This window comes from Ramlibacter sp. (assembly GCF_036383835.1).
Classification (GTDB): domain Bacteria; phylum Pseudomonadota; class Gammaproteobacteria; order Burkholderiales; family Burkholderiaceae_C; genus Ramlibacter.
Genome location: NZ_DASVNN010000023.1, coordinates 1 through 7,701 on the forward strand (window position 1 = coordinate 1; position 7,701 = coordinate 7,701).

Genomic DNA, 7,701 nt, shown 5'->3' on the forward strand with positions numbered 1-7,701 from the left:
CTTCCTTCTCCCTCCGCGCGATGGCCAGCTCCACCAACACCAAGAAGCCGCCGCCCGAGGACCAGGCGCAGTCCGCCGCCAGGGTGCTGCGGCGCTTCCGCATCGTCTTCAACGCGGTGAAGAACCATTTCCGCGCGGTCGAACGCGCGACCGGTGTGCCGGGCGCGCAGCTGTGGGCGCTGAGCGTGATCCAGGCGCAGCCGGGCGTGGGCACCGGCGGTGTCGCGCGGGCGATGGACATCCACCAGTCGACCGCCAGCAACCTGCTGCGCGGCCTCGTCGAGGCGGGCCTGGTGGAAACCAGCCGCGATGGCGAGGACAAGCGCGCCGTGCAGCTGCGCGTCACCGCCAAGGGGCGCAAGGCCCTGTCGCGCGCGCCGCGGCCTTTCACGGGCATCCTGCCGGAGGCCCTCATGCAGCTGGACGCGCAGACGCTCGCGCGGCTCGATCGCGACCTCGCCGAGGTCATCCGGCAGCTCGGCCCCGAAGCGCGCGGCAAGAACGTCCCGATCGGCGACAAGCAGTCCTAGGACTTTCCCCCGGATGCCCCCGGGCGCGCCGGACTTCGCTCGGAAGATTTGTACAAATGGATATCATGGCGCGGTGCGGCCACCCGGCCGTCACGAGCGAGCGACCGGAAATTGCTCTTGGTCCCCCCTTCGCGGGGGGACGCTTTTCCCGACAGATCCACACCGAATGAAGCACTTCCTCTCCGCCATCGCCGTCGGCGCGCTGCTGGCCGGCTGCGCCAGCACCAAGCTGGACGAACCCGCCGCAGGCACCACCACCGGCACGGCCACGCCCGCCGCCACCGCGCCGCGCGCGGCCTCGCAGGTCGCACCCGTCGTCGCGAACACCGCACGGGCCGATGCGAACGGTCCCGCCGGCGCCGCGCGCACCATCTATTTCGAATACGACAGCGACGCCATCCGGCCCGAGTTCCAGGCCGCGATCGACGCGCACGCGCGCTACCTCTCGCGCCAGCGCGGCCGCACGATCGCGATCGCCGGGCACACCGACGAGCGCGGCGGCCGCGAATACAACCTGGCCCTGGGCCAGCGCCGGGCCGAAGCCGTCAAGCGCGCGCTGCACCTGCTGGGCGTGCCGGACGCGCAGGTGGAGACCACCAGCCTGGGCGAGGAAAAACCCGCCGATGCGGGCCACGACGAGGCCGCCTGGTCGCACAATCGTCGCGCCGAGATCGTCTATCGCTGAAACCTGACCGCCGGGAGGCCCCATGCTGCGAACGCTTCGGCTGCAACTGCGCTTCCTGATCCCCCTGCTGGTGATCCTCGCCGGCACCGCCTACCTCGCGGTGCCGCTGATGGACCGGCTCACGCTGCGCTGGTTCGCGCGCGACCTCGACATGCGCGGCTCGCTGGTGGCCAGCGCGCTGTCCGAATCCGTCTCGGACGCACTGCACGACGCGCGCGGCCGCAAGCTGCAGGCCATCTTCGACCGTGCCGTGCAGGACGAACGCCTGGTTGCCATGGGCTGGTGCTCGCCCTCCGGGGAGCTGCAGCGCCACTCGCAACGCTTCCCCAAGGACCTCGACTGCGCGCAGCTGGCCGAAGTCGCCGGCCAGCGCGACCCCAACCTGCGCGTCGACGGCGGGCCGGTGCACGTGAGCCTGCATCCGATCACCGCGGAGTCGGGGCCGGTGGGGCAGCTCGTGCTGATGCACGACCTGAGCTTCATCGAACGCCGCAGCCAGGACACGCGGCGCTACCTGATCCTGCTGATCACCGTGCTGGGCGTCGCGATCGCGCTCGTCACGCTGATCGTCGCGCAACTGAGCTGGCGCGGCTGGGTGAAGGGCGCCCGCGCGCTGCTGCGCGGCGAGGGCCTGCTGCAGCCGATGCAGGCGGCGCACCCGGAGATCGCGCCGCTGGCGGCGGACTTCCGCGAACGCCTGCGCGAGCTGGACGACGAATACCGGCGCCTGCAGGCCGCCTCCGAAACCAGCTGGACGGCCCAGCGCCTGCAGTCGCTGCTGCGCACGCACCTGCGCGGCGACGAGGTCATCGTCGTCTCCAACCGCGAGCCCTACCTGCACCAGAAGCGCGACGGCCGGCTCATCGTGCAGCGGCCCGCGAGCGGCCTGGTCACGGCGGTGGAGCCCGTGATGCGCGCCTGTTCGGGCACCTGGATCGCGCACGGCAGCGGCAGCGGCGACCGCGAAGCGGTGGACCGCCACGACCGCGTCGCGCTGCCGCCCGGCGAGGGCGAGTACCTGCTGCGCCGCCTGTGGCTCACGCCGGAGCAGGAGCAGGGCTACTACTACGGCTTCGCCAACGAGGGGCTCTGGCCGCTGTGCCACGTCGCGCACGTGCGGCCGGTGTTCCGCGAGGCCGACTGGGAGCACTACCGCGAGGTGAACCGCATGTTCGCCGACGCGGTGGTGGCCGAAGCGCGCAGCGAGGATCCGGTGATCCTGGTGCAGGACTACCACTTCGCGCTGCTGCCCGCGCTGATCCGCCAGCGACTGCCGCGCGCGACCATCCTGACTTTCTGGCACATCCCCTGGCCCAATCCGGAGTCCTTCGGCATCTGCCCGTGGCGCACCGAGATCCTGGAAGGCATGCTGGGCAGCACGATCCTCGGCTTCCACACGCAGTTCCACTGCAAGAACTTTCTCGAGACGGTCGACCGCTACCTGGAAGCGCGCATCGAGCACGAGCACTCCACCGTCACCTTCGGCGGCGAGCCGACGCTGGTGGAGGCCTATCCGATCTCGATCGAGTGGCCGAGCGCCGACGCCGTGCGCGAATGGCCTTCGCCCGAACGCTGCCGCGCCGAGGTGTTCGAGCGGCTCGGCATCCCGACCAACCATCGCATCGCGGTGGGCGTGGACCGCTTCGACTACACCAAGGGCATCCTCGAGCGGCTGCATGCGGTGGAGCGCATGCTGGAAAAGCATCCCGAATGGCGCGAGCGCTTCACCTTCGTGCAGGTGGCGGCGCCCTCACGCAGCGCGCTCGACGAGTACCGGCTGTTCCGCGAGCGCATCGAGGCACTGGTGGAGCGCATCAACCGCCGCTTCGGCACCGCGCAGGTGCCGGTGGTGCGCCTGCTCGCCAGGCACCACGAGCACGACGAGGTGAACCGCCTCTACCGCGCCGCCGATGTCTGCATGGTGACCAGCCTGCACGACGGCATGAACCTGGTGTGCAAGGAGTTCATCGCGGCGCGCGACGACGAGCGCGGCGTGCTGGTGCTGAGCCGCTTCGCCGGCGCGGCGCGCGAGCTCACCGAAGCGCTGGTCGTCAATCCGTACCACGTCGAGGAGACGGCCGACGCGCTGCACGCGGGGCTCGTGATGCCCGAAGCGGAACAGCGCGAACGCATGGCGGCGCTGCGCAGCACGGTGCGCGAATTCAACGTGTACCGCTGGGCCGGCCGCATGCTGAGCGACGCGGGGCGGCTGCGCCTGCGGCAGCGCGTGAGCGACCGCGTGCAGCGGCACGCGAGCGGAGTGACGGTGCTGCCGTTCGCGCGGGAGCGGAATCGGCTCAAGTGATTCTTCGTCATCCCCGCGAAGGCGGGGACCCAGGGCTTCCCATGGCATCCGGGGAGGCCCTGGGTTCCCGGCTCCGCGGGAATGACGGGGTTACTGGAGACGAATCGCGAAGATCCACTCCGCGTAGCGCTCCTTGCCCTCCAGCGATTCCAATCCTGCAGGAAATCCACCGACCTTGAGCGGCCGTTCGGATGATCGGCTGCGGAGTCCAACGATTCCTCCTGCCGCTCGCTCGAGTTCCCAATCAGGCTTTCCCGTCATGGGGTCGGGATAGATGCGCCGCAGATGTGACACGGGCATGGGAACCTTCGGGGTGTTGGCAGTGCTGGCGATGACGCTCGGCGCGCAGGCGCAGACGGTGGCGACTACCACCAGCCTGGCGGTCTCGAAGGCAGCCACCGCCCAAGGGGAGAACCTCACCCTGGTGGCCAACGTGACCGGTTCCAGCCCCACCGGCGCGGTCACCTTCAAGGACGGTGCAACGACCCTGGGCACCAGCAGCATCACAGGCGCCGACGTGGCCACTTTCAGCACCAGCAGCCTGGCGCTGGGCAGCCACAGCCTGACGGCCAGCTACGCCGGCAACACCAACAACGTTGCCAGCACCTCCACGGCCGTGACCGTCACGGTCAACGCCAAGCCGCCCATGACCTGGCAGTACGGCTACGACGCCATGGGCCGGCCCAACACGGTGGTGGATCCCAACGGCCAGTCGACGTTCTTCTACTACGACAGCCTGGGCCGGCGCATCCAGACGCAGCAGCCGCCCAACACCGGATCGAGCACGCCCACGGTGACCCAGTTCGGCTACAACGGCCGCGACGACCTCACCAGCGTGGCCGACCCGCGCAACCTGAGCACCACCTACAGCCGCAACGGCCTGGGCCAGACCAACACCCTGGTGAGTCCCGACACGGGAACGACCACCTACACCTACGACGCCAAGGGCAACGTGCTCACCAGCACCGACGCTCGGGGCAAGACCACGACGTACACCTACGACGCGCTGGACCGGGTCAAGACCATCAGCTACCCAACCGGCACGCCCACCGCCTTCGAATACGACGGGGGAGCCAACCCGACTCCGGCGGCCGCGGGCGAGCTGACCAGGATCACCGACGCATCGGGCAGCACCACCTACACGCACGACAGCCTGGGGCGGGTGATCGGCAAGACGGTGGTGATCGGCAGCAGGACCTTCACCGTGGGCTACACCTGGGGCGACACGGGAAGCGCGCTGGACAAGCTGACTTCCATCACCTATCCGAGCGGCAGCCGGGTCAACTACAGCTACGACCAGTACGGCAGCATCAGTGGCATCACGGTCAATCCGGTGAATGCCAACGGGCAGGGCACCAGCAGCACGACGACCACGCTGCTGAGTGGCATCACCTACAACGCTGAGGGCAAGATCACGGGCTGGCTGTGGTCGGATGGAAAGGCCAGGACCATCGGCTACGACAGCAACGGGCTGATCTCCAGCTACACGCTGGGCGATCCGATGGGAATCGGCAATGCTGCTGGCGTGCTGCGCACGATCAACCGGAATGCGGCAGGAAGGATCACCGGCTACACGCACACCAACAACGGGGCCGCGGTGCCGAGCCTGGATCAGGTATTCACCTATGACAACCTCAATCGGCTGATTACGGCCACCATCGGCAGCGCCAGCTACGCCTACAGCTACGACGAGACCGGAAACCGCACCAGCAAGACGATAGGTGGCAACACCTACACCAACACGATCGCACCGACGAGCAACCGGATGACCCAGGCGGGAGACGTCGGCGGCACCGCGACCATCAACCACGACAATGCCGGACACATCACTGGCGACGGAGCCAACACCTACAGCTACGATGATCGTGGGCGCATGGTGAGCGTCACAACCTCGATTGGTAGCGTGAACGATTTGTACAACGGTTTGGAGCAACGGGCAGGCAAGAGCGGGCCGACTAACCTGATCCCCACCGGAGCGAGCTACTACCTCTTTGACGAGGGCGGTCAACTGCTGGGGGAGTACGACGCAGCGGGCAATCCGCTGTACGAAACGATCTACCTGGGATCGGCGCCTACCGGAGTCATGAAGCAGACAGGATCGGCGGCCAACTCGGACCTGGCGTTGCAGCTGTACAACCTGTATGCCGAGCACATCGACACCGCCCGCGTGATTACGAGGCAAGATCATGCCATCGTGTGGAGGTGGGATGCGGCGGAAGCATTCGGAGCCACGGCGCCCGATCAAAACCCGAGCAGCCTGGGGACGTTCACTTTCAATCAAAGATTTCCCGGGCAGGTGCTCGACGCAGAAACGGGGTTGTTCCAAAACTGGCATCGGGAGTACCAAGCCAGATGGGGACGGTATGCCCAGAGCGACCCGATTGGGCTTGCGGGCGGAATCAATACTTTTGCCTATGCGAGTGGTGACCCCACGAGCTACGTTGATCCGACGGGGCTTGAAACAACAGTGGTTTGCCGATCGGTCAATCACCCCTTAGCAAAGATATTGGGTTCGAAGCACTGCTTTGTAGTTGTTTGGCATTGGAAGGATGTCTGCGACATCCGCATGAAGATCGTTGACGGACAATACAGTCTTGCTGGCAATCGGACCGTATACAGGCAGGGGAGCAACGCCGAGACATATAGGGCTGATACAGAAGCGTGGAATTCGGGGAGCCCAGCTGAATCGTATGAAGTTCCCCCGCCGTCTGGTGTTTCGGGTCCCGCATTTGATCGAGAAGTGGCGCGCCAAGCAACGGCATACGATTCGGGTCGCGAGTACGATGCTAGGTTCGGACCAAACTCCAACACCGCTACGCAGCAAATTATCGAGCGAGCCGGAGGTTCCCTCCCCAGCATTCCAGGTGCACGGGCTCAGAATTGGCGGCCGCCCCAGCCAAGGTCGAGGTAACAAGTGGAGAACGCTAGCATAGAGGGACGCCGGCCCCGCAAAACTCTAGTGGTTTTAGCAGTCGGAGCTCTGTTGGTACTCGTCCTGGGCTACATGGCCTTGACGGGAATCACACTAGATCGACACGAACTGCTCGGCGCACGGATCGGCGCGAACAAGGGAGAGGTTGTCCAACAGCTTTCACGGCACGGCGTGGAGGAGGTGTTGCCGAAGTTGTCTGTGTCACCAATTATTAGCGCCCGCAACATTGATCGCATAAATGCGCTCAGCGATGCTCCCGGTATTTGCCTGAATGACTATGGTACTTCGGCGAGCGCCAAGTTTAACTTTGACCCAGCCGAGGGGCCGATAGGACTAGTGCACGACTCGTCGGTAAAAATGTCGGAGATTTCAACGATTCGAACTAGAGATGAACTCATAAGCAAGTTGACTCAGCTTCTGACTCAGAACAATGCACTTGAAGCATTCGCCTGCATAACGGGAAATGGGTGGGTGCGGATAGCGGCCGACAGCCGCAGCCCCGATACTGCTGCACTGATCAAGTACGACGTGTGGGTTGTTAATATCCCGAATACTTATTCGACGGCAGAGTTGGATTTTGTCGAAGGGAAGCTAAAAGGAATCAAACATCGCGTTCGGCTTTTTGAGCCATTTTGAGATCTCTTTGCCTATGTCGCAGGAAGACCGTTAGGGAAGGTCTGAACAAGGCCGATTCGCACGCACTGCTGGCACGTTGATTCGGCACGTGACGCGAATTGCCACTCCGGATCCACCGTTTTCAGGCAGTTTCGATCTCATTTTCTCGCCTCATGCTGCTTTCGGGCGGACCACTCCCGTCAGCGCCATCAACTGCTTTCGCGCCATCCACAGGTTCGACAGTGCGAACAAGGTGACGACGTGCGCGGTGTTCTTGGCAAGCCCGCGGAACCTCACTTTCACCAGGCCGAACTGGCGCTTGATGACCCGAAACGGGTGCTCCACCTTCGCGCGCATGCTGGCCTTGCGATGCTCCGCCTTCTGAACCTTCGTCTTGGCCCTGCCTTCGGGCAGCTTGGCAATGTCGCTGGGCCTGGCCGCAATGTTCCATTGCAGATCGTCGCGGTCGACCCGGCTTGGAGCGCCGCGGTAGCCGGAGTCGGCCCAGACCTGTTCTTCCTTGCCATGCAGCAGGTCGCCCACCTGTTCAACATCCGCCTCATTGGCGGCCGTGGTGGTGACGGTGTGCACCAGTCCGCTGTCGGCGTCGACCCCGATGTGCGCCTTCATCCCG

General features: G+C 65.4%; 6 protein-coding genes. 5 read left to right on the top strand and 1 reads right to left on the bottom strand.

Features of this window, described 5'->3' with window-relative positions; translation table 11 throughout:
• The 5 genes from VF522_RS04640 to VF522_RS04660 all read left to right on the top strand — a co-directional run.
• A partial coding sequence (locus VF522_RS04640) for a MarR family winged helix-turn-helix transcriptional regulator (protein WP_330907061.1) occupies positions 1–530 on the top strand: 530 nt, incomplete at its 5' end.
• A gap of 166 nt (positions 531–696) precedes the next feature.
• Positions 697–1,215 (top strand): peptidoglycan-associated lipoprotein Pal, encoded by a 519-nt coding sequence (gene pal / locus VF522_RS04645; protein ID WP_330907062.1) that lies wholly within the window; start codon positions 697–699, stop codon positions 1,213–1,215.
• A 22-nt stretch (positions 1,216–1,237) separates the two neighbouring features.
• The gene (locus VF522_RS04650; RefSeq protein ID WP_330907063.1) at positions 1,238–3,520 is read left to right on the top strand and encodes a trehalose-6-phosphate synthase; all 2,283 of its coding nucleotides are present in this window, start codon (positions 1,238–1,240) and stop codon (positions 3,518–3,520) included.
• A gap of 298 nt (positions 3,521–3,818) precedes the next feature.
• Entirely contained in the window at positions 3,819–6,431 is a 2,613-nt protein-coding gene (locus VF522_RS04655) for an RHS repeat-associated core domain-containing protein (RefSeq protein ID WP_330907064.1), read from the top strand.
• A 72-nt stretch (positions 6,432–6,503) separates the two neighbouring features.
• Positions 6,504–7,088, top strand: a complete 585-nt coding sequence (locus tag VF522_RS04660) for a hypothetical protein (protein ID WP_330907065.1) — start codon at positions 6,504–6,506, stop codon at positions 7,086–7,088.
• A 150-nt stretch (positions 7,089–7,238) separates the two neighbouring features.
• Here VF522_RS04660 and VF522_RS04665 read toward each other — a convergent pair.
• Positions 7,239–7,701, bottom strand: a 463-nt coding sequence (locus VF522_RS04665; protein ID WP_330907066.1) for a transposase, incomplete at its 5' end; no start/stop codon positions are given.

Excerpts from the sequence above, each read along its gene's own strand:
- pal (WP_330907062.1), top strand. The coding sequence starts at position 697 with ATGAAGCACTTCCTCTCCGCCATCGCCGTCGGCGCGCTGCTGGCCGGC.
- VF522_RS04650 (WP_330907063.1), top strand. The coding sequence starts at position 1,238 with ATGCTGCGAACGCTTCGGCTGCAACTGCGCTTCCTGATCCCCCTGCTG.
- VF522_RS04655 (WP_330907064.1), top strand. The coding sequence starts at position 3,819 with ATGGGAACCTTCGGGGTGTTGGCAGTGCTGGCGATGACGCTCGGCGCG.